The organism is Algibacter sp. (assembly GCF_049667265.1).
In the GTDB taxonomy this organism is placed as follows: Bacteria; Bacteroidota; Bacteroidia; order Flavobacteriales; family Flavobacteriaceae; genus Algibacter_B.
In genome coordinates this window covers 1-2439 of the sequence record NZ_JBATHX010000119.1, presented here as the reverse complement: position 1 = coordinate 2439, position 2439 = coordinate 1, and the positions used below count along the sequence as shown (strand labels likewise).

Genomic DNA, 2439 nt, shown 5'->3' with positions numbered 1-2439 from the left:
AAATATAATTATGAAGGCACAGATGTTGTTACCCAAACCAAAACTGGCTCTGGCAAATATGAAGATTACAAAAAAGGAAACGTAAAACAAAAGGAGCGTAATAATTCTGATAGTTTTAGCATAAATTTTGGTCCATTTGCATGGGTATTTTATATCGCGATAGCACTAGCAGTCGGCTTTTTAGTTTATATTTTAATAAATGAAGGTGGTGCAAATTTATTTACTTCCAACAGAAATAAAACTATTAATAATTATGAGGAGATTACCGCGGAAAACATTGAAAATGCAGACATTCTAAGTTTTATTAAAAATGCTGAAAACGACAACGATTACAGACTCGCCATTCGCTATTATTATCTGCTCGTTTTAAAAACTTTAAGTCTAAAAAACCATATAAAATTTGAAGACGATAAAACTAATAATGAATATTTGGAGGAAGTATTCGACAAACCTTTTAGTAAAGATTTCGCATACACCTCTTACCTCTATAATTACATTTGGTATGGTGAGTTTCCATTGAATTTTGAGAATTATAATAAGGCAAAAAGTAATATTGAAGTCCTTTTAAAACAGGTAAACTCATGAAAAAAATTCTGCCTGTTATAATTATTATTGTACTACTGGTAATTACCGCCTCGGTGGTTATTGGAGTCAAAAGCACCAAAACTATTGATTGGGAAGAATCTTTTGATGAAAAAAGCAACAAACCCTATGGTGTTAGCGTGCTTTACAAGGAATTACCGCGGTTGTTTAATGATTATAAAGTGAGAACCGTTTACCATCAACCTGCTAGTTATTTAAGCGCAAATTCCGAGTATGGTTATGGTGAGCATGTAGCTGAAGGCAGTTACATTATTATAGGAAACTCTGATTATTTAGAGGATGATTCGGTTGATGAACTACTAAGTTTTGTTGATGCTGGAAACACCTTATTCATTTCAGATTATTATTTCCCTCAAAAATTTCACGATACTTTAAACCTAAGTGTTGATTATATAAAAAATGAAAAAGATAGCATTTCGTATGTATCATTAAAGCATTTTAATTTTGATGATATGACGCTTGACAGAAATAAAGGCGATCACTATTTTTCAGAATTTGATTCCATAAATCATACTGTTTTAGGGTATTCAAAAATCGATTATAAACACGTTAATTTTCTACAAATCCCTTTTGGTGATGGCCAAGTGTTTTTACATTTAGAGCCTAAAGCATTTACCAACTACCATATTTTAAAGGAAGACAGGTATAAATATGTTGAAAGGACTTTGTCTTATTTACCAAATAACAACGTCTATTTTGATTCGTACACAAAAATGCAAACTGGTTATGATGGCGATGTGGAAAAGAATTCTAACTTGGGTTGGTTTTTAGAACAAATGTCTTTTAAATGGGCTTGGTTTACTGCTATTGTTTTTGGTATCCTGTTTATGATTTTTAACGCCAAGCGAAGACAACGCGTTATTAGAATAATTAAACCTTTACAAAACACGACCGTAGCCTTCGTGAAAACGGTATCTAATTTATACTTTGATACGAAAGACCACAAAAACTTAATTGATAAAAAAATAGCTTACTTTTTAGAAAAAATACGACGCGAATTAAATTTAGATACCACAAATTTAGATGAAGCATTTACAGAAAATCTAGCCGCTAAAACGGGAAAGAAAAAAGAAGATGTAAAAAAGTTGATAAACTACATTAACTTAATGAAATCAAAGAATGAGTTTTTCGAAGAAAACTTGATAAAACTCAACAGAAATATAGAAGCATTTTATTCAAAATAATTATGGACGAAAACAACGAAGAAAAAGCACATCAGGACTATTTGCCAAAACCAGAAAACGTAGTAAATTCAATTGATGATAGCGCATTAAACGACTCTGGCGATATAAAATTTCAAAACCGTTTGGATTTAACTGAACTCCAAACGAGTGTGCAAAAAATCAAACAAGAAATAGGTAAAGTTATTGTCGGGCAAAAAGATATGGTAGATATGCTAATTGCATCGCTTTTAGCTAAAGGACATTCGCTTATTGAAGGTGTTCCCGGTGTTGCAAAAACGATTACAGCCAAATTACTTGCAAAATCGCTAAGTGTTGGTTTTAGTCGAATTCAATTTACACCCGATTTAATGCCTAGCGATATTTTAGGAACTTCTGTTTTCAATTTGAAAGACTCTGAATTCGAATTTAAAAAAGGACCGATTTTTTCAAACATGATTCTTATTGATGAAATTAATAGAGCTCCTGCAAAAACGCAAGCCGCTTTGTTTGAAGTTATGGAAGAGCAGCAAATAACCATTGACGGAAATAAGTTTTTATTGGATTCTCCTTTTATGGTTTTAGCCACTCAAAACCCAATTGAACAAGAAGGAACTTACAGGTTACCGGAAGCTCAATTAGATAGATTTCTTTTTAAAATAGACGTTAATTATCC

The 2439-nt window shown here is 31.8% G+C and carries 2 protein-coding genes and 1 pseudogene; all 3 read left to right on the top strand.

Annotated elements, in window-relative coordinates:
- Window positions 1-585 (top strand): annotated as a pseudogene (locus WBN21_RS04250) (hypothetical protein); the annotation flags it as partial.
- Window positions 582-1787 (top strand): DUF4350 domain-containing protein, encoded by a 1206-nt coding sequence (locus WBN21_RS04245; protein WP_424198049.1) that lies wholly within the window; start codon window positions 582-584, stop codon window positions 1785-1787. The pseudogene WBN21_RS04250 and the gene WBN21_RS04245, both read left to right, overlap by 4 nt.
- Window positions 1788-1789: 2 nt before the next feature.
- Window positions 1790-2439: AAA family ATPase (locus WBN21_RS04240; protein ID WP_424198048.1), on the top strand; the 650-nt coding region annotated here is incomplete at its 3' end.

What these genes read in the sequence shown, in the direction of transcription:
- WBN21_RS04245 (WP_424198049.1), top strand. Translation starts at nt 582, where the DNA reads ATGAAAAAAATTCTGCCTGTTATAATTATTATTGTACTACTGGTAATT.